Genomic DNA, 26,119 nt, shown 5'->3' with positions numbered 1-26,119 from the left:
CGGTATGGGGCAAACAATCAAAGCAAGTCAAGCAAACAAGCCCTCCGCTCCCGCATTTGCTGCACAACAAAAGCAACAGGAATTGCATTGCTCCATCGAAGCAAGCCGCTATATTCACTGACAGGGAGGCTCTATGAAGTGGTTCTACGATTTGCAGATTTCCAAGAAGCTGTTGATCTCGTTCATCATCGTTCTCGCTCTGACCACCACGCTCGGCATCTTCTCCATTGTCCAGCTCGGCAAGGTCAATCAGGCCTCTACCGATATCGCCACCAACTGGATGCCCAGCGTCACGACCTCCCTGGAGCTAAAGGTGCTGCTGGTGCGCATTCGCACGGTACAGCTGCAGCACGTACTCTCGAGTAAGGAAGACGATTTCGTCAGCAATGAAAAGCTGCTCGACGACATGGTCCCCGCCATCAAGAAGAAACTGGCGGACTATGAAAAACTTGTTGACACGGATGCTGAAAAAGCCGTCTTCCCGCAGTTCGTCAAAAACCTCGACGCCTTCCTCATCCTGCAAAAGAAGATTCTCGAACTATCGCGCGCCAACAAGAATGAGGAAGCGCGCGATGTCATCGTGAAGGAAGCCACTCCCATTTACCTGGCCATGTTCGCCAACGCCGACAAGCTTGTCTCGGTCAATCAGGAAGGCGCCAAGGAAGCCGACCAGGCAGCCGAAAACACTTATCGCTCGTCGCGCGTGCTCATCGTCGGCATGCTCGCGGGTTGCATCGTCATCGGCATGCTGATGGCGATCTGGGTTGCGCGCATCGTCTCCAATCCGCTGCGCCTGGCCGTCGATGTGGCCCAGCGTGTTGCCGATGGCGATCTTACCGCCGACATCCATCCGGCCAGCAAGGATGAAACCGGCCAGTTGATGACCTCGCTCAAGGCCATGAACGACAGCCTCTTCAAAATCGTCAGCCAGGTTCGCCAGGGCACTGACACCATCGCCACCGCCTCCAATGAAATCGCCGTCGGTAACCTGGACCTGTCCAGCCGCACCGAACAGCAAGCCAGTTCGCTCGAAGAAACCGCCTCCTCGATGGAGGAACTCACCTCCACCGTCAAGCAAAATGCCGACAACGCGCGCCAGGCCAACCAGTTGGCAGTCTCTGCATCCGAAGTAGCAATTCAGGGCGGCAGCGTGGTGGAACAAGTGGTCAGCACCATGGGCTCGATCAACGACTCTTCAAAGAAGATCGTCGACATCATCAGCGTCATCGACGGCATCGCCTTCCAGACCAACATTCTCGCGCTCAACGCCGCCGTCGAAGCAGCGCGCGCCGGTGAGCAAGGTCGCGGCTTCGCTGTCGTGGCGTCGGAAGTGCGCAGCCTGGCGCAGCGTTCCGCCAGCGCCGCCAAAGAAATCAAAGCCCTGATCGACGACTCGGTGGAGAAAGTCGACACCGGCAGCAAGCTCGTCGCGCAAGCGGGCTCCACCATGAGCGAAGTCGTCAGCAGCGTCAAACGCGTCACCGACATCGTCGGCGAGATCAGCGCCGCCAGCCAGGAACAAAGCACCGGCATCGGCGAGGTCAATCAAGCCATTACACAGATGGACGAAGTGACCCAGCAAAATGCCGCACTGGTTGAAGAAGCCGCCGCTGCCGCGCAGTCGCTGCAGGATCAGGCATCGAAACTGGCCGAAGTCGTCAGCGTCTTCAAACTGGACAGCTCGCACGTCAGGGCCTCCCCCATCGTCAAACCGACAGCCCACAAGCCAATGACGACCGCAGTCAGGACAACACAACCGGCCAAGCTCGCCGTACGTGCGCCCGAACCGCAGACACCGCGCCAGATCAAACAACCCGCCACAGATGATGGCGGCTCCTGGGAGCAATTCTGACCTCCCCGCCTCTCTTTACCGCCCTAAACGAGACCGCACGTAATCCAGTGCGGTCTTTTTCTGCCGGCAATCAATTCAGCATTGAAGATTCATCAGCAAGCAACCGATAAGCAGGATGGCGTTCCAGTTAAGCAGATGCTGCGGACATAGATTAGTATCTGGTTATGGAACGATGCAGGAATCGCGTACCCAAAGCGTAAGGAAGAACGCAATCGCACCTCGCCCACACTATCGCAACACGAACCATCTGGAATGTGAAAACGATAACAAGCGGCGAAGTGAATTGACGAACAATTCCTGCACACCCCGACCACACAGGAGGAGATATGAAACGCGACAAATCATTAATGGCGGACATCCTTAAAACCTTGTCCTCGTTCGGCACGTCTTACGGCGACGTCGAAAAGATCCAGAGCAATCTCGCCACCCAGAACACCCCGCCGGAGTTAATCCTGCACCATCTGCGCCTGTTGCATGACCGCGGCCTGGTGGCCGTCGACATACATCAATTCTGGCGCGTCAGCGATCAGGGTTACGACGTCCTCGACGCCGGCAATGACCTGAATGCCCCCGCCAATCCGGCAGATACAACGAAAGCACGCGGTTTTGACAATTAGTACAGAAACAACCAACACCTCTTCCGGCGGCGTGTCTGCCTCCTTCGTTGCCGGCAAGACGCCCCGCATCGTCCTCGACACCAATGTCTGCCTGGACCTGTTCGTATTTCGCGATCCGCGCTGGGCCGGTTTGCTGCAAGCCATGGAAAACCGGGAAGTCCACGCCGTCACCCGTGAAGACTGCCGCATGGAATGGCTGGTGGTGCTCAACTACCCTCACCTGCCGCTGACGGAAGAGGACAAGCCCGGCATCCGCGCCGAGTTCGATCGCCTGATCACCTGTCTGCCGAACGATGCCGTCAATACCTTTGGCCTGCCGATCTGCACCGATCCCGACGATCAGAAATTCCTGGAGTTGTCGCTGCAAGCCGAAGCCGAAGTGCTCATCACCAAGGACAAGGCCCTGCTCAAGCTTGCGAAAAAAACGGCCCGCAAGAGCATGTTCGCCATCATGACGCCGCAAACCTGGCACGCATCCCTTGCCGCCGGTGCGACGCAAGCGGCAGCGCCATAAGCAGGACCTAAGCGGGATAAAAGCGGGATACCCGAACAACATCAATGCCATACCGTGCACCAAGTCGGAACAGCGCGTCAAATCCGGCTAAAATGCCAACTCTGTCTGTTTGCCATCCCGTTCGCTTCGCTTTTTTATCTATTTCACAGATTTCCGCAATGAGCCAGCCCGTCAATATCGTTTCCAAACTGCCCAACGTCGGCACTACCATCTTCACCGTCATGTCGGCGCTCGCCAGTGAAAAAGGCGCGGTCAATCTCGGTCAGGGCTTCCCCGACTTCGATTGCGACCCGGCACTGGTCGATGCCGTCACGCATGCCATGAAGACCGGCCTGAACCAGTATCCGCCAATGGCCGGCGTGCCGGTGCTGCGTGAAGCGATTGCGAAAAAGATCCAGGCGTTGCATGGCCATACTTATGATCCGGTCAGTGAAATAACGGTCACCGCCGGCGCCACCCAAGGCATCCTGACCTCGATCCTGTGCGCGGTTCACGCCGGCGACGAAGTGATCGTAATCGAACCTGCCTACGACTGCTACGTGCCGGCGATCGAACTGGCCGGCGGCATTCCCGTGTTCGTCCAGATGACGGTCAGCAGCGAAGGCTACAGCGTACCGTGGGACAAGGTTGCCGCTGCGGTCACCAGCAAGACGCGCCTGATCATGGTCAACACGCCGCACAATCCGACCGGCTCCATCCTGAAGAAAGCCGACATCAACGCGCTGGCCGACATCGTGCGCAACACTGGCATCCTGATCCTGTCCGATGAAGTGTATGAACACATGGTCTACGACGGCCAGAGCCATGAGTCACTGTGCCGCCATCCGGAACTGGCGCCACGCACTTTTATCAACTCCAGCTTCGGCAAGACCTATCACGTCACCGGATGGAAGGTCGGCTTCGTCGCTGCGCCCGCCGCCATGACCGCAGAATTCCGCAAGGTGCATCAGTTCAACGTCTTCACCGTCAACACGCCGGTGCAATACGGCCTGACGGAGTACATGAAAAATCCCGCGCCCTATGTCCAGCTGCCGGCCTTCTACCAGCACAAGCGCGACCTGTTCCGCGAAGGGCTGAAAAACACGCGCTTCAAGCTGCTCCCCTCGGAAGGCACTTACTTCCAGTGCGTGGAATATGGTGCGATCTCGGATTTGCCGGAAGCAGAATTTTCCAAATGGCTGACCACGGAAATCGGCGTTGCCGCCATCCCCGTTTCAGCCTTCTACAACACGCCGAAAGAATCCGGCATCGTGCGCTTCTGCTTCGCCAAGAAAGACGAAACCCTGCGCCTGGCACTGGACCGGCTGGCGAAACTGTAAGCTGCCATTACCATCACAAAAACGATAACAACAACGAAAAGCGCGACTCCATGACCGCCGAACTCAAAGCAAGCCGCCACGACGCTACACTGGTTCTGACATTTGCCAATCCGGGCCAGCAGAATGCGCTCGACAGCAGCGTTCTCGCCGCCGCCATTGAGACGCTGTCCAAAGCCGAGCGTGACGATTCCGTCAGCACTCTGGTGCTGACCGGCGCCGACCAGTGCTTTTGCAACGGAGTGGAAGCAAGCAAAGATCTGGAAACGCAAGTTGTCATTCTGGAAAACCTGCAGAATCTGATCGAAACCATGCGCAGCTTTCCCAAGCCGATCATCGCTGCAGTCGAAGGTGTCGCCATCGATGCCGGCTTTTCACTGGCGCTGGCCTGCGATCTGGTCATCGCCGGTCAGAACGCCAGCTTCGGCGTCTCGCCTGCACAAATCGGCACCTGGGCCGTTGGCGGTGCAGGCTGGCTCCTGCCGCAACGTCTGCCACAACAATGGGTGGCAGAAATCCTGCTCGATGCAAAACCGCTCGGTGCAGCGCGGCTGCACGCCGCCGGACTGGTCAACAAGCTGAGCGCCGACGGCACCGCACTGGACAAGGCGCTGGCCTGGGCGGAACAACTGTCGGCATCGCTGGCATCTTCTCCGGCCGCGTTTGAACAACTCAAGACATTGCTCGGCAATGCATCCGGTACTACACTGACCGAGTCTTTCTCTTCAGAAAGACATCGTTTGCTCACAAAACGCCCCGGCGCGGCTTAGTCCCGTTTCCGGATCCGGCCTGCACCAACGCATCAAAGGCTGACTTCGATATTGGTCTCCACCTTCTTCACGATGACGGCATTGTCCCCAATGAGTCAGAAGAATGCGCAAGACAATTACCGGAAGCCTGACCTCGAGGCGCCGGATCCCCTCGGCGCGCCTGCCGCCGGGCAGCTGCATCTGGACATCATCCGTAGCGCCGATGATCTGACGGCGTTGGCGCCGGAATGGGATGCATTGAGCGATATACTGCCTTTTCAGGTCCCCTTCGCGACAGCGTCATGGAACGTCCTCTGGTGGCAGCATCTGCACGCCGCACGCATGCTGATTCGTGATCGACTGCAAGTATTCGTACTGCGCGATCAGCAAGGAAAACTCATCGCCATCGCACCGATGATTGTCAGCATCCGCCCCGGCATCGCCGACTGCGGCGTCAGGGTGCTGCAGTTCTTCGGCGCCGATCCCAACATCACCGAAATACGCGGCATGATCTGCCATCCCGATCACGCGGATGCCGCTATCGCGGTAGTACGAAAGCATCTCGAAGAACACAGGCAATGCTGGGACTGGATCGAGTGGCAAGGCTTGTCATCGGTACAGGCTGAAAAACTTTCTGCACCAGGCGTGCCGCAACCGAAGGCACGCGTGATGTGCTATCTGCCGCTGCCGCAAAGCTGGGAAGAACTCAAAAGCGGCTTGTCGCGCAATATGAAAGAAGCAATCCGTAAATGCTTCAACTCACTCAAGCGTGACGGGCATCAGCATGTGTTTTCTGTCGTCGAACACACCGCTGACGTCGCGCCGGCGCTAATGACGTTTTTGCGGCTGCACAAGCTGCGTGCCAAAAACCCGGCAGGCGTTCCGCATCCCAATGTTTTCCGTGACCGAAGAAGCCGTCACTTCTTATCGTCCTATGCAGGCGCAGCATCGGCACAAGGACAACTGCGCATTTTTCAGCTCAGCGTGAACGGCGCCGTAGTGGCCAGCCGGATCGGCTTCCTGAGCAAACGCCAGCTCTATCTTTACTATTCCGGTTATGACGCTGCCTGGGGTAAATACAGCATCATGACCACGCTGATGATCCACATCATGCAATGGGCAATCGCACACGACGTAGAATGCGTCAATCTGTCCACCGGCAGAGATCAGTCCAAACTGCGCTGGCAGCCGCTGGAGGCGATCCAGCACAACGCCATCCAGATTTCGCCGCGCCTGCGCTCCGCTTTCCTATTCAAGGCTTACACGCATCTGCGCAGCTATCCCGTCATGCATCGCGTCTCGCGTAAAAAATAGAATCCGGCCCCAAATCCGCCTGCCGAGAATCGCCTCCTCTCTGCGCGTTTTTATCCCTTCGGCTACACTAGCCCGGCACATTTAAACCCTCGGGCAGATGCCGTTTTTATGCAGCCGTCCGAACACTCATCCGACACACAAAGGAAGACCATGATTGACGTTTACAGCTGGGCCACGCCGAACGGCCACAAGGTCCACATCATGCTGGAAGAATGCGGCCTGGACTATCGCGCACACGCCATCGACATCGGCGCCGGCGACCAGTTCACCGATGCATTTCTGAAGATTTCACCGAACAATAAAATCCCCGCCATCGTCGATTCTGACGGCCCGGACGGCAAGCCGATTTCCATGTTCGAATCGGGCGCGATCCTGATTTATCTGGCGGGCAAGACCGGCAAGTTCCTCGGCACCACCGACCGTGAAAAATTCAATGTCCTGCAATGGGTAATGTTCCAGATGGGCGGCCTCGGCCCGATGCTCGGTCAGGCACACCATTTCCGCATCTATGCGCCGGAAAAAATCGAATATGCCGTCAATCGCTACAGCAATGAAGCCAAGCGTTTGTATGGCGTACTCGACAAGCAATTGTCGAAAACTGCTTACCTCGCCGGCGACGAATATACCATCGCTGATATCGCCTGCTTTCCCTGGACGCGCTCGTGGAAAAACCAGGGTATCGAACTGAGCGATTTCCCCAACGTACAACGCTGGTTCGACGCCATCGACGCGCGCCCTGCCGTGCAACGCGGCGTCACCGTGCTGGCTGACAAACGCAAGGCACTGACCGACGACAAGGCGAAAGACATCTTGTTCGGCAATACGCAATACCAGAAGCGTTGATGCCCGCGCATTGACCGTTTTGGCGGACAGCCGGCTGGGCTGTCCGTCCTCTTCTCCATTCCCTTGTCCATTCCCTTCTCCGCCCCCTTCTCTTTCTCATCCACAGCTTCGCTCACGCTTCTCGCCATCTGCAATCATGGCCTAGTCGTTTAATGCATTTTTGGCTCTTTTTTAGAACCAATCATCGCCTTAGACTGAACGCTCCAATGACGAGGAAACATGATGAGCGAAAAAATATTTCTGGCCGGCGCGACAGGCGCCATCGGTACCGTGCTGGTTCCGCTACTGGTAAATGCAGGATATATGGTGTACGGCAGCACGCGCCAGCAGGCCCGCACCGAGAAGCTGAAATCGCTGGGCGCGATTCCGGTCGTGGTCGATGTCTTCGATGCGAAAGCACTTGCCGCTGAGCTGATGCGGATTGCACCGTCCGTAGTGATCCATCAGCTCACCGATCTTCCGCAACAGCTTGATCCGCAAGCCATGGCCGAGGCCGGGCAACGCAATGCGCGCGTACGCAACGCAGGCACACACAACCTGATTGCCGCCGCTCTCGCAGCAGGCGCCAAACGCATGATCGCTCAAAGCATCGCCTGGGCTTATGCCAACGGCAACCAACCTTACGTAGAAGAAAGCCCACTGGATATCAACGCCGAAGGGGCGCGACGCATCAGTATCGACGGCGTCGTCGCATTGGAGACGCAAGTGCTGCAAACGCCAGGCTTGACGGGAACGGTATTACGCTATGGCCAACTGTACGGCCCCGGCACCTGGAACACGGAAGCAAAAGGCGTCAGCCCGGTGCATGTCGACGCAGCGGCGCAAGCCACATTGCTTGCGCTGCAAAAAGAAACCGTCGGCGTATTCAATATCACGGAAGACAATACGGAAGTCAGCAGTGCCAAAGCGCGCAAGCAACTCGCGTGGGATCCCGCATTTCGCCGGCAGCCAGTTGCCAAAAACGGTGCCGGATCGTGAATCTGTCCGTGCCGGCTTTGTCAGCGCGCCGCCTTGGTTATCGCCGGCTCTTACTGAGCCTGGCAGTTGGCCTCCTGTTGACGCAATCATCGGTGCCGCACGCCGCAGTGCAATGGATGGCGGACATTTGCCGTACAAGCGATGCGAGGGACTTACCCTTCTCCGGTCCGAAGCAGATGATGTCCGCATCGTCACCAGTCTCGCCATCATCCTCAACCGCCGCGCGCCCGGCGGCCTCGGTCAAGGTGATCTCTTGCGAACCTCTGCCCAACGTTCCCGGCAAATCCATTACGACGATGATGGTGGACTTCCCGCCGCTGGCCTACTCAGCGCCTCATCGCCATCCCGGATCGGTTACCGCGATCGTATTGCAAGGTGTCGTCCGCTCACAGATGGAAGGCGGCCCTGTCATCAACTACCAGCAAGGCGAAACCTGGATAGAAGCGCCGCGTGCCCTGCACGTGCTTGCCGGGAATCCGGATCCGGTCAAACCAGCACAGCTGCTTGCCATCTTTGTCGCCGACGCCAATTGCGGGCCGCTGGTGATCCCGGAGCCGGAACCGGCATCGCCGGCGACGGCACAATAAGATCAACGAAGTCTGATCAATAGCGGCGAACGATGAACTCAGCTACGCACACCGGCTTTTCGCTGTCTTCGCGTTCCATGGTGATTTCCCACACCACTTGGGCCCCACCGGGAATCTCTTCCACCGACTGCAAAGTGATGCGACCGCGCACCTGGCTTCCGACTGGCAGCGGTGAAGGGAAACGTACGCGGTTAAGACCATAGTTGAGCAGCATCTTGACGTTGCCCATGGAGATGCTCTGTCCCATGATTTTAGGTAGCAACGCCAGCGTCAGGAAACCGTGCGCCACCGTGCCTCCGAATGGCAACTCACGCTTGCTGCGCTCAACGTCGACGTGAATCCATTGATGATCGCCGGTGGCATCGGCGAACAAATTGACCTGCTCCTGCGTGACTTCAATCCAGTCGCTGACGGCAACTTCCTGCCCAACCAGCTCATTGAGTGCTTCGATGCTTGCGATTTCGCGCATGGGTTTCCTTGTTTGCTTTTTTGAAAAAATCATAAAAAAAGCGTCGGCTGATTCTTCAGCCGACGCCATTGCCGTTGCTCACTGCAACATCTACACCGCGCTCACGTCCAGTACAGCCTCGGTATTGGCGATCACCTCTTCCTTGGTCACGCCCGTGGCCAGCTCGATCAGCTTCAATCCGCTTGGCGTCACATCGATCACGCCCAGGTCGGTGATGATGCGATTGACCACGCCCACGCCGGTCAGCGGCAGGTTGCATTGCTTGAGGATCTTTTGCGAAATGCTGCCGTCCTTGCCCTTGGCGACATGCTCCATGAGCACCACCACCCGGCCTACGCCGGCCACCAGATCCATCGCGCCGCCCATGCCCTTGACCATCTTGCCGGGGATCATCCAGTTGGCCAGGTCGCCCTGTTGCGAGACCTGCATCGCGCCCAGAATCGCGATGTTGATCTTGCCGCCGCGGATCATGCCGAAGGAGTCCGCCGAGCTGAAGAAGGACGAGCCCGGGATGGTGGTGACGGTCTGTTTGCCGGCGTTGATCAGGTCGGCGTCGACCTTGTCTTCGGTCGGGAACGGGCCGATGCCGAGCAGGCCGTTTTCCGATTGCAGCCAGACTTCAATGTTGTTGGGAACGTGATTGGCGACTAAGGTCGGCAAGCCGATGCCGAGATTGACGTAGAAGCCGTCCTGCAATTCCTTGGCTGCGCGCGCAGCCATTTCGTCTCTGGTCCATGCCATGATTATTTCTCCTTATTTCGCCGCAGCAGAAACCGTACGTTGTTCAATCCGCTTTTCCGGCGTGGCGTTGACCACGATGCGGTGCACGAAGATACCGGCGGTGTGAATCTGGTCCGGGTCGAGCTGGCCGACTTCGACCAGTTCTTCGACTTCGACGATGGTGATCTTGCCGGCCATGGCGACGTTGGGATTGAAGTTGCGCGCGGTCTTGTTGAAGACCAGGTTGCCTGCCTTGTCGGCCTTCTGTGCCTTGACCAGCGAGATGTCGGCGACCAAAGAGCGTTCCATGACGTACCTGGCGCCGTCGAAGTCGCGGATTTCCTTGCCTTCGGCCACCAGCGTGCCGACACCGGTCTTGGTGAAGAAGGCCGGGATGCCGGCGCCGCCTGCACGCAGCTTTTCTGCCAGCGTGCCTTGCGGGGTGAATTCCAGTTCCAGTTCGCCGGCCAGGTATTGGCGTTCGAACTCTTTGTTTTCACCCACATAGGAGGCGATCATCTTCTTGATCTGGCGCGTTGTGAGTAATTGGCCGAGGCCGAAACCGTCAACGCCGGCGTTGTTGGAGATGGCCGTCAGATTCTGTACGCCGGAGTCGCGCAAGGCGGCGATCAGCGCTTCAGGAATGCCGCACAGGCCGAAGCCGCCGACCGCAATCGTCTGGCCGTCCTTGACGATGCCGGATAACGCGCTGGACGCGTCGGGATAGACTTTATTCATTCTGCCGCCTCTCTTCTTTCTGGTGTGCTGAAAACCTGCCGGGACATTCTAATCCAACTATGTGACAAGAGCGTTCCTGTGCTGTTATACCGGCATGGCCTTGTTATCGTTCAGGTCCAGCCAGCCCTTGATGATGCGATACGCTTTCCAGATCCATGCCAGCGACCAGATCAGGATTGCCAACGGAATGCCGATGATGGTCATCCAGATCACGCCACCGGCAAACATCCAGAACAGATACCACCAGAACGAGCGGATCTGCCAGCGGTGATGGCTGTAGACAAAGGTATCGGCGGCGTCGCCGCGCTTGATGTAGTTGACGATCAGCGGCAGCCACGACAACATGCCCAGCGACAACACCAGACTCAGGCCGTGGAAGATGTACAGCCACCATGCCAGATCCTTGGTCGACTGCAGGTCTGCGTCCAGAACAACGTCTTGACTCATGCTCATGCGCCTCTCCTTTGCGTTATGCCAATATATTCAAGATGCCGTCGAGTCCCACAAAGTTCAATGCCACGCTCGCTTGCGCACGCACCACCGGCTTGGCGCGGAACGCCACCGACAAACCACTGACACCCATCATTTTGAGATCGTTGGCGCCGTCGCCCATGACGATGGCCTGCGATGCCGGCACGCCGAGTTCAGCACAGACGCGCTCGACGGTCAGACGTTTTTCTTCCGCGTTGACAATGCCGCCTACGACTTTGCCGGTGAGTTTGCCGTCGATGATTTCCAATTGATTTGAATGGGTGTAGTCGAGATTGAGGCGCGTCTTCATGCGGTCGGTGAAGAAGGTAAAACCGCCGGACACCAGCAAGGTTTTCAGACCGGCAGCCTGAATTGCATTCAGCATCTTCTCCGCACCCGGCGACAATTGCAGACGCTCGTCATAGACGCGTTGCAAAGCGCCGGCATCTAAGCCCTTGAGCAAGGCGACACGGCGCGTGAGGCTTTCATTGAATTCAATCTCACCGCGCATGGCTGCTTCGGTGATTTCGGAAACCTGCGGCTTGAGACCTTGCATGTCGGCGATCTCGTCGATGCATTCGATGGTGATCAGCGTGGAATCCATATCCATCGCCACCAGCTTGAAGTCGGCCAGCGTACGGCCGGCTTCGACGAAGGCGTAGTCAACCTGCTGCGCCAGGCACGCCGCATCGATCTGAGTCTTGAGCGCATCGCTGTACGTCACGCCTTCGCAACGCCAGGCATGGGCATTGATATCGACCACGCGCGCAGGCTGCGCCAGTTGAATGATGGCTTCAACTGCGGTGCGTTCAGTATGGAGTCCTTGGAGAATCAGGTTCATGTTCAGTCTTGTTTTAATGTCGTAAATCGTTAGCAAAAAATCGTCCTGCCGTCACGCTTTATCATCACTCATCGTCATCCTACCAGCGAGCGCATGGTGGCCTTGATCTGGGTCACGCGCGCGTTGAGATCCGGCATGTTGGCGGTGATGCGCAGCTTGTCCTGACCGTTGAGCTTGATGTGACGGTTTTTCTGGATCAGCTCGATGATGCGCATGGCGTCGACCGGCGGATTCGGCACGAATTGCAGCAAAGCCGATTCGGCATGCGCGTCGATCTTGATGATGCCGAGCGGCTTGGCGGCGATGCGCAGGCGATGCGTTTCGACCAGCGCCTTGGCCACTTCCGGCAACTTACCGAAACGGTCGATCAGTTCTTCCTGCAAGCCATCAATGGTGTCTTGCGAGGTGCAATTGGCGAAGCGCTTGTACAGCGACAGACGCTCGTGCACGTCGCCGCAATAGTCGCTCGGCAACAGCGCCGGCACATGCAGGTTGATTTCCGTGGTGCTGGCCAGCGGTGCAGCGAGATCCGGTTCCTTGCCGTTCTTGAGCGAACGCACGGCTTCGTTGAGCATGTCGGAATACATCTGGAAACCGATCTCGTGCATCTCGCCGGATTGATTGTCGCCCAGCACTTCGCCGGCGCCGCGGATTTCCAGATCGTGCATGGCAAGATAGAAACCGCTGCCCAGCTCTTCCATCTGCTGGATCGCTTCCAGACGGCGCTGCGCCTGCTTGGTCAGGCCCTTGACGTCGTTGACCAGCAAATAAGCATAGGCCTGATGATGCGAACGGCCGACGCGGCCGCGCAACTGATGCAGCTGCGCCAGACCGAATTTGTCGGCGCGGTGCATGATGATGGTGTTGGCGGTCGGTACGTCAATGCCGGTTTCGATGATCGTCGTACAGAGCAGAATATTGGAACGCTGCGCCACGAAATCGCGCATGACCTTTTCCAGGTCGCGCTCGTGCATCTGACCATGGGCGATGACCACGCGCGCTTCCGGCAGCAAGGCTTCCAGCATGGCCTTGCGGTTTTCGATGGTCTCGACTTCGTTGTGCAGGAAGTAGACTTGTCCGCCGCGCTTGAGCTCGCGCAGGCAGGCTTCGCGGATGGTCGATTCGCCCTCGGCGCGCACAAAGGTCTTGATGGCCAGACGCTTCTGCGGCGCGGTGGCGATGATGGAAAAATCACGCAAGCCTTCCAGCGCCATGCCCAGCGTACGCGGGATCGGCGTGGCGGTCAGCGTGAGGACGTCGACTTCGGCGCGCAAGGCTTTGAGCGCTTCTTTCTGGCGCACGCCAAAACGGTGCTCTTCATCGATGATGACCAGGCCGAGACGTGAGAACTTGATGTCGTCGGACAGCAGCTTGTGTGTGCCGATAACGATATCGAGCGTGCCGTCGCCCATGCCCTTGATCGCTTGTGTGATTTCCTTGCCGCTGCGGAAACGTGACAGCTCGGCGATGCGCACCGGCCAGTTGGCGAAGCGATCAGCAAAGGTCTGCGCGTGCTGTTCAGCCAGCAAGGTCGTCGGTGCGAGAATCGCAACCTGCTTGCCGCCCATGACGGCGACAAAGGCTGCGCGCAAGGCGACCTCGGTTTTGCCGAAACCGACGTCGCCGCAAATGAGGCGATCCATCGGTTTGCCGCTGGTCATGTCGCCGATAACGGCGTTGATGGCGGCGGCCTGATCGGGCGTTTCTTCAAAGCCGAAGCTCTCGGCGAAGGTTTCGTAATCGCGTGCCGAATACTGGAAGGCGTGGCCCTGGCGCAAGGCGCGGCGCGCGTACAGATTCAGCAATTCGGCAGCGGTGTCGCGCACCTGCTGTGCGGCCTTGCGCTTGGCTTTTTCCCATTGACCCGAACCGAGCGAGTGCAAGGGTGCATCGTCCGGCGAAGCGCCGGAGTAGCGCGAAATCACATGCAGCTGCGATACCGGAACGTAGAGCTTGGTTTCCTTGGCGTATTCAAGATGCAGGAACTCGGTCTCGCCTTCGCCCAGATCCATACTGAGCAAACCCATGTAGCGGCCGATGCCGTGATTGGCATGCACCACCGGATCGCCTATCTTCAGCTCTGACAGATCGCGCACCATGTGCTCGACCTGCGTCACGGCCTCCTGCTTCTTGCGTCCTGCGCGTCGGCCTGAGCCGGCATACAGCTCGGTCTCGGTGATGAAGCTGACTTCTGCGCCGGCCAGTTCGAAGCCGGCATGCAGCGGCGCCACGCCCAGCATCAGCGGCTCGTTGTTGGCGATGAAGCTCTCATAACCGTCGCATAGTGCCGGATGCAGGTCGTACTCTTTGAAATACTGCTGCAGGGTTTCCCGGCGGCCATTGGATTCGGCGCAGAGCATGACGCGCTTGCCCGTTTTGAGCAGATAGGCGCGCAGATTGATCAGCGGATCTTCGCTGCGGCGATTGACGGCGATATTCGGTATCGGCGCCGACAAGTCCGACGGCGCATCGTCGGTCTGTAACGCGAGGCGACCGTATGGCTTGACCAGCGTGAAAAAATCTTCATCGGTCAGGAAGACCTGTTCCGGCGGCAGCACCGGACGCTCGCGGTCAGCCTTGAGGAAGTTGTGGCGCGAGCGCGTATCGCTCCAGAAACGCTTGATGGCCTGATCGATATCGCCGACGGTGGCGAACAACGTGGTGTCAGGCAGATAGCGAAACAAGGTCGCTGTCTCTTCGAAGAACAGCGGCAGGTAATACTCGATACCAGCCGAGGCGATGCCGTTGCCTATATCCTTGTAGATTGCCGAGCGCGATGGATCGCCTTCGAACACTTCACGCCAGCGGCTGCGGAACGCGGTGCGCGAAGTCTCGTCCATCGGGAATTCGCGGCCCGGCAGCAAGCGCACCTCACGCACGGGGTACAGCGAGCGCTGGGTATCGGCGTCAAAGGTGCGGATGGTTTCGATGGTGTCACCGAACAGATCCAGCCGGTATGGCAAGGCGGAGCCCATCGGGAAGATGTCGATCAGCCCGCCGCGCACCGAATATTCGCCGGGCGACATGACTTGCGTGACGTGGGTGTAGCCGGCCAGTGTAAGCTGCGTTTTCAGGCGTGCTTCATCAAGCCGCTCGCCCTGCTTGAAGAAGAAGGTATACGCCGCCAGAAAGCCCGGCGGCGCCATACGCAGCAAAGCCGTCGTGGCCGGCACGATGAGCACGTCGCACTGGCCGTTTTGCACTTCATACAGGGTCGCCAGACGCTCGGACACCAGGTCCTGGTGCGGTGAGAATGCGTCGTAAGGCAGGGTTTCCCAGTCCGGCAGCAAATGGCAGCGTAATTTGCTCTCGGCATTGCCATCACCGGAATCGCGCTGGAACCAAGGGATTTCCGCCAGCAAACGCTGCGCGTCGGTAGCATTGGCGACCACCACGGTCAGCATGCGCTTGTCGGCCTTGAGCGCAATGGCGGCCTGCGCCAGCAAATAAGCGTCAGCGGAACCGTGCACGGCAGGAGGAACGAAACGCACGCCCGGCTTGGGGAGGATTTTTTTCAGGTCAAAAGACATTGGCTGGATTGGGAGGCGCACCGAAGCGCGCAAAATACGACAAAATGCTGCTGGACAAGCCAAGGCCTGCTTAACAATGATTTGTTATCAGGCGCCAAATTTAGCTTTAGAATTCAGCCTCACATTATAAACGAAGCCCTCTGCAGACAAGGTCGCACCCTTCCCATCTTCGGGCGTGTCCGGCAGGCATTTCCTGCTTCTTGCTGTCATGGCGCATCTTGCATGAGCGCTCCGATTTCACAGAATACCGCCCGCCCCGCCCGGCATTTCGCGCTGATCCCCGCTGCGGGTGTCGGCGCGCGCCTGGGAGGCGCAATTCCCAAGCAATACATGCCGCTGGCCGGCAAACCGATGCTGCAATACGCGCTCGACACCTTCGCCGGCAATCCGGCCATTGCGCACACGTTTATCGTCGTCAGCGCCGCAGACGGCTATATCGAAGACTTTCTCACGGCACAACCGCAACTGACCGGCAAGGTAACGATCCTGCGTCACGGCGGCGAGACGCGCCAGGAAAGCGTGCGCAACGGCCTGCTGGCAATCCGCGCGCAAGTCGGCGACGACGACTGGGTGCTGGTGCACGACGCCGCCCGCCCCGGCCTGAATGACACCCTGCTCGACAAGCTGATCGCAGCCTTGCATGACGACGAAGTCGGCGGCTTGCTGGCCTTGCCTATCGTCGATACGCTCAAGCGCAGCACTGGTTCACTTGTCGTTGAAACCGTGCCGCGCAACGATTTATGGGCGGCGCAAACGCCGCAGATGTTTCGCTACTCTCTGCTGCAACGCGCGCTGGATGCCGCGCAGCAGCAAGGGCGCGTAGGCGACATCACCGATGACGCCAGCGCCATCGAGATGCTGGGACTGCGACCGAAACTGGTGGAAGGCAGCCCGCGCAATTTCAAGGTCACGCTGGCGCACGACGTCGCGCTGGCTGAATTATTTTTACAAGGACAAGCATGACTTTTCCCTTCCGCATTGGCCAGGGCTACGACTGCCACGCGCTCGTCACCGGCCGCAAACTGATTATCGGCGGCGTCGATATCCCGCATAAAACCGGCCTGCTGGGCCATTCGGATGCCGACGTGCTGTTGCATGCGATTACCGATGCGCTGTTCGGCTCGGCCGGATTGGGCGATATCGGCCGGCATTTTCCCGATACCGCGGCTGAATTCAAGGGAGCCGATTCGCGCGTGTTGCTGCGCGAAGCCGTCAAGCGTGTGGCCGCCGTAGGTTACGCAATTGGCAATGTTGACGCGACGATCATCGCGCAGGCACCCAAGATGGCACCCCACATACCGCAGATGACGGCAAACATTGCAGCAGACCTTGGCATTGCCGTCGAGCAAGTGAATATCAAGGCCAAAACCAATGAAAAGCTCGGCTATCTGGGCCGTGAGGAAGGAATCGCCGCCGAGGCGGTAGTTTTGGTATACAAACCGACTGCAAATTAAATTGTTCCTCGCGAGTGAAAACCACTTGCATTGGCTATTTAATCGGTATAATTAAAAGGTCGTTAAGATTCGAGCTGGTAGTGCGGTATTAGTCTGTCATTCCTCTCTAGGTTTAAACGATAATAACGGGCAAAGCCCACATTAACTTATTTAGGAATTAACATGGCAACTGGTATCGTAAAGTGGTTCAACGACTCGAAGGGCTTCGGCTTCATTACTCCTGATGAAGGCGGCGAAGATCTGTTCGCTCACTTCTCGGCTATTCAATCGAACGGCTTCAAGTCCCTGAAAGAAAACCAACGCGTTTCTTTCGAAGTGACTACTGGTCCTAAGGGCAAGCAAGCTTCGAACATCCAAGCAATCTAAGCATCGCTTAGCAAGCTAGATGAAGAAAAAATCCCCGACATGTCGGGGATTTTTTTCGTCTGTACGTTTCGTGATCCTTCCCGCAATACGCAACTGCCGGCAGCAATCGCTGCGTATTGGCGCGCTTGGATGCGACGTAACTATAATTACGTATTAAATATACATACTAGTTAAGCTCGGAATCCATAAAAAACGCCCGCAAGCAGCGGGCGTTCTTATTTCTGCAGACCTGATTCACAGCGACAATGCACCCTGCCGCTGCCATTCTTTGCTTACATCAGATCTCTTCGTACAGCGGCAATGTCAGGAATTCGGCAAAGGTTTCCGAAGTCGACATTTCTTCAAAGATCTTCGCAGCGCGATCATAGGTCGGACCGTTGCCGGCGACTTCCTTGACCTTGGCCAGCTCTTCCGGAATCATCGCGCGCACCATGTCGGCGGTAACCTTACGGCCGTCTTCCAGGTTGCCCTTGCTGCTGCGGATCCACTGCCAGACTTGCGCACGGCTGATTTCTGCTGTTGCCGCATCTTCCATCAGATTGTGGATAGGCACGCAACCGTTTCCGGCCAGCCAGGCGCCCAGATAATGGATACCGACGTTGATGTTATAACGCAGACCGGCTTCGGTAATCGGTGTTTCCGGCTTGAAATCGAGCAGATCGGATGCCTTGACGTCGACGTCGGGACGTTGCTTCTCGAACTGGTTCGGCTTGTCGCCCAGTACGTCAACGAATTCCTTCATCGATGCTTCGACCAGGCCCGGGTGAGCAACCCAGCCGCCGTCGTAGCCGTCGGTCGCATCACGGCGCTTGTCATTGATGATGCCTTGCATCGCGATAGCATTCTTTTCCGGATCGTTCTTGATCGGGATCAGCGCGCTCATGCCGCCGATAGCCGGCGCGCCACGCTTGTGGCAGGTCTTCAGCAGCAGCAAGGCGTAAGCGCGCATGAACGGCGCGGTCATGGTGACCTTGGCGCGGTCGGCCAGGCAGAAATCCTTGTCGTTCTTGAACTTCTTGATGCAAGAGAAGATGTAGTCCCAACGACCGGCGTTCAAACCCGAGCTGTGCTCGCGCAGTTCGTACAGGATTTCTTCCATTTCGAAAGCGGCGGTGATTGTTTCAATCAGTACGGTCGCCTTGATGGTGCCTTGCGGCAAGCCGATTTCGTTTTGCGCCATCACGAAGATGTCGTTCCACAGACGCGCTTCCAGATGCGATTCCATCTTCGGCAGGTAGAAGTACGGACCGGCGCCGCGCGCCAGTTGTTCTTTGGCGTTATGAAACAGGAACAGCGCGAAGTCGAAGATACCGCCGGAAATGCGCTTGCCGTCGATGGTGACGTGCTTCTCGTCCAGATGCCAGCCGCGTGGACGCACAACCAGTGTAGCGATCTTGTCGTTGAGCTTGTAGCTCTTGCCGTTCGATTCCAGCGAAATGGTGCGGCGGATCGCGTCGAACAGATTGATCTGACCGGTGACCTGGTTGTCCCAGACCGGCGAGTTCGAATCTTCGAAGTCGGTCATGTAGCTGTCGGCGCCTGAATTGAAGGCGTTGATGACCATCTTGCGCTCGACCGGGCCGGTGATTTCCACACGACGGCATTTCAGCGCTTCAGGGATAGGGGCGATCTTCCAGTCGCCGCTGCGGATGTTCGCAGTTTCCGGCAGGAAGTCGGGACGCTCGCCGGCGTCCAGACGCTTCACACGCTCAACGCGGGCGGCCAGCAATTCCTGGCGGCGCGACTCGAAAGCGCGGCTTAATTTTGCTACCAGCGCCAGCGCGTCGGGCGTCAGGATCTGTTCATAACCAGGCTTGATTTCACCAGAAATCTGCATCCCGGCCGGCAGTGTCAATTGCGTCATGCTGTGCTCCTAATAGTAAAGAATTCAGGTAAGAAAATTCATTGTCAGATTGTATTTTTGTGCACTCAGTATATTTAAACTAAATGGCTATGAGTAAAACGTTTTATCACTTTATCTTTGCGTTTTAGTCACAAGTGGCCGGATAATCACGGAATCAACCCAAGTGCTTTCGAGAGTACCCCTATGGATCAGTTCAAGCAAATTTCCACCTTCGTCGACGTAGCAGCCAAGGGCAGCCTGTCGGCCGCCGCCCGCGCCGAAGGGATCGCCCCCGCCATGATCGGCCGCCGCCTCGATGCACTGGAAGAGAGGCTGGGTGTCAAGTTGCTTCAGCGCACCACGCGCAAGATCGTGCTGACCAACGAAGGCACAGCCTTCCTGGAAGACTGCCAACGCATCCTGACCGATCTGGAAGACGCCGAATCGTCGGTCTCAGAACGCAGCGCCAAGGCCAGCGGCAGCCTGCTGATCTCCGCACCAGCCGGCTTCGGCCGCCAGCACGTGGCGCCGCTGGTGCCCTCTTTTCTGGCGGAACACCGCGACGTCACCCTCACCCTTAACCTGAATGACCGCATCGTCGACCTGATCGGCGAAGGCATTGACGTCGCCATACGTATTGCCGATCTGACCGATTCCAATCTGATCAGCGTCAAACTGGCCGACAACGATCGCGTAATCGTCGCCGCGCCGACTTACCTGCGCCGTCACGGCACGCCGCAAACCCCGGACGACCTGAGCCGCCACAATTGCCTGGCGATCAGCAGCGAAGGCAGCCAGCGCGGCTGGACGCTCAAGCAACATGGCAAAGTCAGTGTGTACAAAGTCGGCGGCAACATGGTCTGCAACGACGGTGAGGTACTGCATAACTGGGCGCTCAACGGCAAAGGCCTCGCCTGGCGTTCCATGTGGGAAGTCGGTGCAGCGATTGAATCGGGCGAACTGGTGACGGTTCTGGACAAGTTCATCGCGCCGGCGCCGGCGATTTATGCTGTCTTCGCTCAACGCAGACATCTGCCATTGCGTATCCGCGCCTTCGTGGATTTCTTGCGGCATGCTTATGCACAGCCGAATTACTGGCGCAGCTAAGCGAAGAGATTTTCGCCGCTGAAATGAAAACGCCGCTGAGTCCCGATCTTCATCAAGACGCAGCGGCGCATGGCAAACGACAAATTACAGCCCGGTATGTCCGGCCACGAAAGTCTTCACCTTCGCAGCATCAGCCGGCATCACTTCAAAACGCTGCGGCAACGCTTCGATGTTTTCAAAACCGGACGGACGCTCCGCATCGCGGCCCAACGCTTCTCGGATGGTTTCGTTGAACTTGGCCGGCAGCGCTGTTTCCAGCACGATCATGGTAACGCCTGCCGTCAGATTTTCACGCGCGACCTTGATGCCGTCGGCGGTGTGCGTGTCGACGGTAATGCCGTAGGTCTTTTCTGCAAAACGGATGATGTCCAGGCGATCGGCGTGAGTCGATTTTCCCGATGCAAAACCGTAACGAATCACGCTGGCGAATTCGTTGCCATCACTGCCGGCTGCGCCCGTCAGGTCAAAGCCGCCCGCTGTCTCGACCTTGTGGAACAAGGATTTCACACGGCCGCTGTCGCGGCCGAGCAGATCGTAGATGAAACGTTCGAAGTTGGACGCCTTGCTGATGTCCATGCTCGGGCTGCTGGTGTGGTAAGTCTCGGCCGACTTGCGCACGCGATAGATACCGGTGCGGAAGAATTCGTCGAGCACGTCGTTCTCATTGGTGGCGACCACCAGTTTGTCGATCGGCAGACCCATCATGCGTGCAATATGACCGGCGCAGATGTTGCCGAAGTTGCCCGATGGGACTGTGAAAGACACCTTCTGCTCATTGCTCGTTGTCGCTGCAAGATAACCGCGGAAGTAGTAGACCACCTGCGCAACCACGCGTGCCCAGTTAATCGAATTGACGGTGCCGATCTTTTGCGTGGCCTTGTAATCGAGGTCGTTGGAAATCGCCTTGACGATATCCTGGCAATCGTCGAACACGCCTTCCACGGCCAGATTGAAAATGTTCGGATCCTGCAGGCTGAACATCTGCGCAGTCTGGAAAGCGCTCATCTTCTTGTGCGGCGACAGCATGAAAACGCGGATGCCCTTCTTGCCGCGCATGGCGTATTCAGCCGCGCTGCCAGTGTCGCCCGAAGTGGCGCCGACGATGTTCAGCTCAGCGCTCTTCTTCGCCAGCGCATATTCAAACAGGTTGCCGAGTAACTGCATGGCCATGTCCTTGAACGCCAGCGTCGGGCCGTTCGACAAACCTTGCAGCACCAGCTTCTTGCCGTCCTTGTCTTCCAGTGTGCGCAGCGGCGTGATCTGCGAGGCATCCTCGCCGGCGCGCGCGTTGCGATAGACGTCGGCCGTATAGGTCTTGTGCGTCAGCGCTTTGAGATCGGCGTCTGGAATGTCCGTTGCGAATTTTTTCAGCACTTCATACGCCAGATCGGCATATGACAGCTTGCGCCACTGGTCCAGCTCGTCGCCGGTCACTTGCGGATAGACCGCAGGCAAGTACAGGCCGCCATCGGGAGCCAGGCCGCCCAGCAGGATTTCGGAAAAGGAAGGTGTTGCAGAGTGACCGCGAGTGGAAACGTATTGCATAGCGTATATGAGATAAGTCTTGCAGCAGGTTGCACGAAGACAGCCATTATAGCTGGCTCGCTGCCAGAACCCACGATTTTCGGGGATGAGCGAGCCGACGCTGCATCGGCGTCCGTCGAAGACTTTGCTAGAACGGTACCGGCGTGCAAGCCTGCATCTCTTGGAGGCCTGCTGCGTTGTGCCCCATCTCTCGTCTTGCCTCCTTTTCAGACGAAGTGAAATAAAACGTTACCAGGGTTGTAAGCAACCTTCCGGCGCGCTATGCTGACTGCCCTGAAGCGTATGCAGCCTTGGTTTTTTGCATATTTACTCACGGATCGCCGGCGGTAATGCCATGCACGCGCTCCACTCCGAAGAGAAATGGATACATGATGAAAAAATGGATTTTGATGTTGTGCCTGATCAGCGCCGGTGCAGCGCACGCAGAAAACTGGCAAAGTGTCGGCAGCTCCGATGCAGCAGAATTATCAATCGATGTCGATTCGATCACGGAAAGCAAAGGCATCCGTGAAGCATGGTCTCTGTGGAATTTCAAGGAAGCACGTCCCAATAACGATACGTCTTTCCCGACGCTGATGTCCTATAAAGACATGCATCAGTACAACTGCAAAGATCAGTCGATGAAGTTGACCAAAGAAATCATTTACGCCGAAAACGACGGCAAGGGCGCCAAGCGCGATCACTCCGATGCGTTGAAGAACATGCAGTTCACCAAACCGAAACCATTATCCGTTGCCGACGCGATGATGCAACTGGTCTGCGGCCACGAGATTCCTGCCGCGAAAAAATAAAATTTTGGCTGATGCCGGCTTTCCATAGAAACGGGGGCATGTGGCACCCGTTTCTATTTGCCCCGTCTGGGGCGATGGAGAAATCGCCCCGATCACGCGAAGATGACTGAGAATAAAAAAGGGAGTCCGAGGACTCCCTTTTTATTTCTTACTACAGCAGCCAGATCAGCCCAGCTCTTCCAGTCGAATTTTCATCACTGTACCGACCACTGTCGACAAGGCTTCGATCTTGGCGATGGCGGCCTCGATGTTGCGCTCTTGTGTCTGGTGTGTGAGCATGATGATGTCGGTCTGGGTTTCACCTTCCGATGGTTCCTTTTGCAGCATGGCGTCAATGGAAATCGACGAGTCCGCCAGGATGCGTGTGACGTCCGCCAGTACGCCCGGCTTGTCGGCCACATGCATGCGCAGATAGTAGCTGGTGGTGACGTCCTGAATCGGCAGCACCGGTGTGCTGGCCATGGCGTGCGGCTGGAACGCCAGATAAGGCACACGGTGTTCCGGATCGGCGGTTGCCAGACGGGTGATATCGACCAGATCGGCGATCACGGCCGAAGCGGTCGGTTCGGAACCGGCACCTTTGCCGTAGTACAGCGTTTCACCCACGGCATCGCCGCGCACCATGACGGCGTTCATCGCGCCTTCAACGTTGGCGATCAGACGGCCCGATGGAATCAGTGTCGGATGCACGCGCAGCTCGATGCCGCTAGCGGTCTGACGCGTGATGCCCAATAGCTTGATGCGGTAACCGAGTTGCTCCGCATAGCGGATGTCGGTTGCCTGCAGCTTGGTGATGCCTTCCACGTGAGCCTTGTCGAACTGCACTGGAATGCCGAACGCTATCGACGCCATGATGGTCAGCTTGTGGGCCGCATCGACGCCTTCGATGTCGAAGGTCGGATCCGCTTCCGCATAGCCGAGACGTTGTGCTTCCTTGAGGACGACGTCGAAGTCCAGACCCTTGTCGCGCATCTCGGACAGGATGAAGTTGGTGGTGCCGTTGATGATGCCGGCGATCCACTGAATGCGGTTGGCGGTCAGGCCTTCGCGCAAGGCCTTGATGATCGGGATGCCGCCGGCCACTGCCGCTTCAAACGCGACCATGACGCCCTTTTCCTGCGCTGCCTTGAAGATCTCGTTGCCGTGTGTGGCAATCAGCGCCTTGTTGGCGGTGACCACGTGCTTGCCGTTGGCGATCGCCTTCAGAACCAGATCCTTGGCGAGGCCGTAGCCGCCGATCAGTTCGATGACGATATCGATGTCCGGATCGTTGACGACCAGATTGGCGTCGTTAACCACCTTGACTTGTCCATTGGTCAGCTCGGTGGCGCGCTCTGTGTTCAGATCGGCCACCATGGTAATTTCAATGCCGCGCCCTGCGCGCCGCGCAATTTCTTCCTGATTGCGCTTCAATACATTGAAAGTACCGGAACCCACGGTGCCGATGCCGAGCAAACCTACTTTGATGGATTTCATAATGTCTTCGTGGTTAATAAACATACTAAAAATGCCGTCATGACGATTCCATGACGGGTACTGCGATAAAACCTGAGCAGCCGGCCTCCCCGCCACGCCGCGGGGGAAACCGGCTTGAATACTTCACATTACTGCACTACTGGAATCAGGCCGTACCGTGACGGCGGCGATAACCTTCGAGGAAGTGCGCAATGCGTCCCATCGATTCGGTCAGGTCATCAGTGTTGGGCAGGAACACCACGCGGAAGTGATCCGGTGTCGGGCAATTGAAACCCGTACCCTGCACGATCAACACTTTTTCTTCGGCCAGCAATTCATAGGCGAACTCCTGATCGTCCTTGATCGGATACACCGCCGGATCGAGACGCGGGAACATGTACAGCGCCGACTTCGGCTTGACGCAGGTCACGCCGGGGATATCCGTCAACAGCTTGTGCGCCAGATCGCGCTGCTTGGTCAGACGACCTGCCGGACCGACCAGATCGTTGATGCTTTGATAGCCGCCCAGCGCAGTCTGGATCGCGTATTGTCCCGGAGCATTAGCGCACAGACGCATGGAGGCTAGCATGTTGAGGCCTTCGATGTAGTCCTTGGCGTGCTTCTTCTCGCCCGACACCACCATCCAGCCGGCGCGATAGCCGCACGAGCGATAATTTTTGGACAGGCCGTTGAAGGTGATGAACAGCACGTCGTCCGCCAGTGACGCCAGCGAAGTATGCGTATTGCCGTCGTACAAGACCTTGTCGTAGATTTCATCAGCCAGGATGATCAACTGGTTCTGGCGCGCGACTTCGACGATTTCCTTGAGCACATCGGTGCTGTACAGGGCGCCGGTCGGATTGTTCGGATTGATGACGACGATAGCCTTGGTGTTCGGCGTGATCTTTTTCTTGATGTCGTCGATGTCAGGCTGCCAGCCGGCCTGCTCGTCGCAGACGTAGTGCACGGGCGTACCGCCCGACAGGCTGACCGCCGCAGTCCACAGTGGATAATCGGGCGATGGCACCAGCACTTCGTCGCCGGTGTTGAGCAAGGCGTTGACGCTCATCACGATCAGCTCGGAGGCGCCGTTGCCGAGGTAAATGTCGTCGATGGTGACGCCCTGAATGTTCTTCTGCTGGGTGTAATGCATGACCGACTTGCGCGGCGCAAACAACCCCTTGGAATCGGTATAGCCGGAGGCGTTACCCATGTTGCGGATCATGTCCTGCACAATTTCGTCCGGCGCATCGAAACCGAAGGCGGCCAGGTTGCCGATGTTCAGCTTGATGATCTTGTGGCCTTCTTCTTCCATCTGGCGCGCTTTTTCCAGCACGGGTCCACGGATGTCGTAACAGACATCAGCCAGCTTTTTCGATTTTTGAATCGGTCGCACAGTACAAATCCTTTGAATGAGCCAATCAGGCCAGCCCGGCCGAGCCGCCGGAACCGGCCATTTTGCCGAAAGCCCTCTATTTTATCAATGAATAAAACAGAGTCCGGAACAGGAAAACGCTACAATGCAGCACTTTAAGACCTTATTGCCGAAATTTGCCTGACCGCCCTGCCGCGAACGGCAATTCGACACTGCGCGCCATGAAGCTCCATTCCACAGAAACCCAGCAATACCAGACCGTCACCTCCTATGACGAACGCGGCGTCGAAATCAACGCCACCCGCTTCGAGCATAGTTTGCTTGTCTTGCCGGAAACACCGCCGGTTGCCTGGCCGGTGGCGTCGTTTGATCAGTTGACCACCGAACATTTCGAGCAGATCGATGCGACCCAGCCGGATGTCGTGATTCTCGGCACCGGCCAGCGCCAGCATTTCGCGCATCCGAAGCTGACTTCCGTCCTGACATCGCGCCGCATTGGCGTGGAATGCATGGACAATCAAGCGGCTTGCAGAACCTATAACATCCTGATGGCGGAAGGCCGGAAGGTGGCGCTGGCATTGATCATTGATCAGTGAACCGGCCCGGACGTCATCCATCTCGAATCACCACCGGCGCGGTGTCAA

At 57.6% G+C, this 26,119-nt stretch carries 25 protein-coding genes; 15 read left to right on the top strand and 10 right to left on the bottom strand.

Features of this window, described 5'->3' with window-relative positions:
- Positions 1-133: 133 nt before the first annotated feature.
- The 9 genes from AC1RN6_RS10610 (at position 134) to AC1RN6_RS10570 (ending at position 8,770) form a co-directional block, all read left to right on the top strand.
- The gene (locus tag AC1RN6_RS10610; protein WP_493005186.1) at positions 134-1,852 is read left to right on the top strand and encodes a methyl-accepting chemotaxis protein; all 1,719 of its coding nucleotides are present in this window, start codon (positions 134-136) and stop codon (positions 1,850-1,852) included.
- A gap of 326 nt (positions 1,853-2,178) precedes the next feature.
- A complete protein-coding gene (locus AC1RN6_RS10605; protein WP_050477278.1) occupies positions 2,179-2,469 on the top strand; it encodes a hypothetical protein in 291 nt (96 codons plus the stop codon).
- 31 nt (positions 2,470-2,500) lie between these two features.
- On the top strand, positions 2,501-2,983 hold the full coding sequence (locus AC1RN6_RS10600; protein WP_493005884.1) for a putative toxin-antitoxin system toxin component, PIN family: 483 nt from the start codon (positions 2,501-2,503) through the stop codon (positions 2,981-2,983).
- 158 nt (positions 2,984-3,141) lie between these two features.
- Complete coding sequence (locus tag AC1RN6_RS10595) at positions 3,142-4,302, top strand: pyridoxal phosphate-dependent aminotransferase (protein ID WP_493005185.1); 1,161 nt, start codon at positions 3,142-3,144, stop codon at positions 4,300-4,302.
- Between the two features lie 50 nt (positions 4,303-4,352).
- The gene (locus AC1RN6_RS10590) at positions 4,353-5,069 is read left to right on the top strand and encodes an enoyl-CoA hydratase-related protein (RefSeq protein ID WP_493005184.1); all 717 of its coding nucleotides are present in this window, start codon (positions 4,353-4,355) and stop codon (positions 5,067-5,069) included.
- A gap of 90 nt (positions 5,070-5,159) precedes the next feature.
- Positions 5,160-6,362 carry a GNAT family N-acetyltransferase gene (locus tag AC1RN6_RS10585; RefSeq protein WP_493005183.1) on the top strand — a complete coding sequence of 401 codons (1,203 nt, stop codon included), beginning with the start codon at positions 5,160-5,162 and terminating at the stop codon, positions 6,360-6,362.
- Between the two features lie 150 nt (positions 6,363-6,512).
- Positions 6,513-7,205 carry a glutathione binding-like protein gene (locus AC1RN6_RS10580; protein ID WP_493005182.1) on the top strand — a complete coding sequence of 231 codons (693 nt, stop codon included), beginning with the start codon at positions 6,513-6,515 and terminating at the stop codon, positions 7,203-7,205.
- Positions 7,206-7,427: 222 nt separating this feature from the next.
- Positions 7,428-8,183, top strand: a complete 756-nt coding sequence (locus tag AC1RN6_RS10575; protein WP_493005883.1) for an NAD-dependent epimerase/dehydratase family protein — start codon at positions 7,428-7,430, stop codon at positions 8,181-8,183.
- The gene (locus AC1RN6_RS10570) at positions 8,180-8,770 is read left to right on the top strand and encodes a cupin domain-containing protein (protein ID WP_493005180.1); all 591 of its coding nucleotides are present in this window, start codon (positions 8,180-8,182) and stop codon (positions 8,768-8,770) included. Before AC1RN6_RS10575 ends, AC1RN6_RS10570 begins: the two co-directional genes overlap by 4 nt.
- Positions 8,771-8,786: 16 nt before the next feature.
- Here the strand turns inward: AC1RN6_RS10570 and AC1RN6_RS10565 are convergent, their stop codons facing one another.
- The 6 genes from AC1RN6_RS10565 to mfd all read right to left on the bottom strand — a co-directional run bounded on the left by AC1RN6_RS10565 (position 8,787) and on the right by mfd (position 15,539).
- Entirely contained in the window at positions 8,787-9,239 is a 453-nt protein-coding gene (locus tag AC1RN6_RS10565) for a MaoC family dehydratase (protein ID WP_493005179.1), read from the bottom strand.
- A gap of 90 nt (positions 9,240-9,329) precedes the next feature.
- Positions 9,330-9,980: a 3-oxoacid CoA-transferase subunit B gene (locus AC1RN6_RS10560; protein ID WP_493005178.1), complete on the bottom strand. Its 651-nt coding sequence runs from the start codon at positions 9,978-9,980 to the stop codon at positions 9,330-9,332.
- Positions 9,981-9,992: 12 nt separating this feature from the next.
- Positions 9,993-10,697 (bottom strand): CoA transferase subunit A, encoded by a 705-nt coding sequence (locus AC1RN6_RS10555; protein WP_493003711.1) that lies wholly within the window; start codon positions 10,695-10,697, stop codon positions 9,993-9,995.
- 84 nt (positions 10,698-10,781) lie between these two features.
- A complete protein-coding gene (locus tag AC1RN6_RS10550; protein WP_493005882.1) occupies positions 10,782-11,144 on the bottom strand; it encodes a DUF4870 family protein in 363 nt (120 codons plus the stop codon).
- Positions 11,145-11,166: 22 nt separating this feature from the next.
- Complete coding sequence (gene serB / locus AC1RN6_RS10545) at positions 11,167-12,009, bottom strand: phosphoserine phosphatase SerB (protein WP_493005177.1); 843 nt, start codon at positions 12,007-12,009, stop codon at positions 11,167-11,169.
- A 74-nt stretch (positions 12,010-12,083) separates the two neighbouring features.
- Positions 12,084-15,539 carry a transcription-repair coupling factor gene (mfd, locus tag AC1RN6_RS10540; RefSeq protein ID WP_493005176.1) on the bottom strand — a complete coding sequence of 1,152 codons (3,456 nt, stop codon included), beginning with the start codon at positions 15,537-15,539 and terminating at the stop codon, positions 12,084-12,086.
- 222 nt (positions 15,540-15,761) lie between these two features.
- Here mfd and ispD point away from each other — a divergent pair, with 222 nt between their 5' ends.
- The 3 genes from ispD to AC1RN6_RS10525 all read left to right on the top strand — a co-directional run bounded on the left by ispD (position 15,762) and on the right by AC1RN6_RS10525 (position 17,359).
- The gene (gene ispD, locus AC1RN6_RS10535) at positions 15,762-16,502 is read left to right on the top strand and encodes a 2-C-methyl-D-erythritol 4-phosphate cytidylyltransferase (RefSeq protein ID WP_493005175.1); all 741 of its coding nucleotides are present in this window, start codon (positions 15,762-15,764) and stop codon (positions 16,500-16,502) included.
- A complete protein-coding gene (ispF, locus tag AC1RN6_RS10530; RefSeq protein ID WP_493005174.1) occupies positions 16,499-16,993 on the top strand; it encodes a 2-C-methyl-D-erythritol 2,4-cyclodiphosphate synthase in 495 nt (164 codons plus the stop codon). Before ispD ends, ispF begins: the two co-directional genes overlap by 4 nt.
- A 162-nt stretch (positions 16,994-17,155) precedes the next feature.
- Complete coding sequence (locus AC1RN6_RS10525) at positions 17,156-17,359, top strand: cold-shock protein (protein ID WP_007878889.1); 204 nt, start codon at positions 17,156-17,158, stop codon at positions 17,357-17,359.
- Between the two features lie 277 nt (positions 17,360-17,636).
- On the opposite strand, the gene aceB is transcribed toward AC1RN6_RS10525, so the two are convergent.
- On the bottom strand, positions 17,637-19,223 hold the full coding sequence (gene aceB, locus AC1RN6_RS10520; protein ID WP_493005172.1) for a malate synthase A: 1,587 nt from the start codon (positions 19,221-19,223) through the stop codon (positions 17,637-17,639).
- A gap of 183 nt (positions 19,224-19,406) precedes the next feature.
- Between aceB and AC1RN6_RS10515 the strand changes: the two genes are divergently transcribed.
- Positions 19,407-20,309: a LysR family transcriptional regulator gene (locus tag AC1RN6_RS10515; protein ID WP_493005170.1), complete on the top strand. Its 903-nt coding sequence runs from the start codon at positions 19,407-19,409 to the stop codon at positions 20,307-20,309.
- An 84-nt stretch (positions 20,310-20,393) separates the two neighbouring features.
- Here the strand turns inward: AC1RN6_RS10515 and thrC are convergent, their stop codons facing one another.
- Positions 20,394-21,854 carry a threonine synthase gene (gene thrC, locus AC1RN6_RS10510; RefSeq protein ID WP_493005168.1) on the bottom strand — a complete coding sequence of 487 codons (1,461 nt, stop codon included), beginning with the start codon at positions 21,852-21,854 and terminating at the stop codon, positions 20,394-20,396.
- 368 nt (positions 21,855-22,222) lie between these two features.
- Between thrC and AC1RN6_RS10505 the strand changes: the two genes are divergently transcribed.
- Entirely contained in the window at positions 22,223-22,645 is a 423-nt protein-coding gene (locus AC1RN6_RS10505) for a surface-adhesin E family protein (protein ID WP_493005167.1), read from the top strand.
- A gap of 165 nt (positions 22,646-22,810) precedes the next feature.
- On the opposite strand, the gene AC1RN6_RS10500 is transcribed toward AC1RN6_RS10505, so the two are convergent.
- Positions 22,811-24,121: a homoserine dehydrogenase gene (locus AC1RN6_RS10500; RefSeq protein WP_493005165.1), complete on the bottom strand. Its 1,311-nt coding sequence runs from the start codon at positions 24,119-24,121 to the stop codon at positions 22,811-22,813.
- Between the two features lie 145 nt (positions 24,122-24,266).
- Positions 24,267-25,496 carry a pyridoxal phosphate-dependent aminotransferase gene (locus AC1RN6_RS10495; RefSeq protein ID WP_493005163.1) on the bottom strand — a complete coding sequence of 410 codons (1,230 nt, stop codon included), beginning with the start codon at positions 25,494-25,496 and terminating at the stop codon, positions 24,267-24,269.
- Positions 25,497-25,696: 200 nt separating this feature from the next.
- On the opposite strand from AC1RN6_RS10495, the gene AC1RN6_RS10490 reads away from it, so the two are divergent.
- Complete coding sequence (locus AC1RN6_RS10490; RefSeq protein WP_493005161.1) at positions 25,697-26,071, top strand: Mth938-like domain-containing protein; 375 nt, start codon at positions 25,697-25,699, stop codon at positions 26,069-26,071.
- Positions 26,072-26,119 lie beyond the last annotated feature (48 nt).

This window comes from Herbaspirillum sp. GW822-FHT03A08, assembly GCF_058801885.1.
This window is presented reverse-complemented; position numbering and strand designations above follow the sequence as displayed.